Origin of the sequence: Dapis brunnea BLCC-M229, assembly GCF_050015995.1 — a bacterium.
Taxonomy (GTDB): Bacteria; Cyanobacteriota; Cyanobacteriia; order Cyanobacteriales; family Microcoleaceae; genus Trichodesmium.
This window is the reverse complement of record NZ_JBNHEP010000075.1, coordinates 127-744: the sequence shown is the minus strand read 5'-3', so window position 1 is coordinate 744 and position 618 is coordinate 127. Positions and strand designations below refer to the sequence as shown.

Annotated in this window: 1 protein-coding gene; it reads right to left on the bottom strand. The window is 42.6% G+C overall.

What is annotated here, in order from left to right; translation table 11 throughout:
* Positions 1-65: 65 nt before the first annotated feature.
* Positions 66-618: tetratricopeptide repeat protein (locus tag ACP6PM_RS08320; protein ID WP_426583574.1), on the bottom strand; the 553-nt coding region annotated here is incomplete at its 5' end.

The following is a 618-nucleotide window of genomic DNA, read 5'->3' as shown; positions in this document are numbered from 1 at the left end:
AATTCCGTTTGCAGACATTCTTACTTTTGACTTTGAGATTGCCACGGCTGTCGCCTCGCAACCTTTCAGGCTTTTAACTTTTGAATTTCCTCAAGCAATTCCTGACATTCTTTCAATTCTGGCACTCCTAATTCTGTAAAAATAGCGATCGCCTCATCGCAATACTGTCGTGCTGCATCTAAATTTCCTAAGTGTTGATAGGTTTCTGCTATGTTCTGGAGAACCATTGCTTGGTAATGACGCTTTCCTATCTGGTGAAATATCTCTAATGCTGCTTGTGAGTATTGTAGAGATTCGGCATACTTTTCTAACTTGAGCAGAGTCTCTCCCCAGTTTAATAGAGCAATACCCTCCCCAGAACGGTTGCCTATTTCCCTTGCTATTTGTAAATACTGCTGATGGTACTCTATGGCTTTGTTATGTTTTCCTAGGGAGCTGTAAGAAATACCCAAATTCCCCAAAGCCATACCCTCCCCAGAACGGTTGCCTATTTCCCTGGCTATTTGTAAATCCTGCTGAAAATACTCGATAGCTTTGTCATATTCTCCTAGGGAATGGTAAGTAATACCCAAATTCCCCAAAGCCATACCCTCCCCAGAACGGTTGCCTATTTCCCTG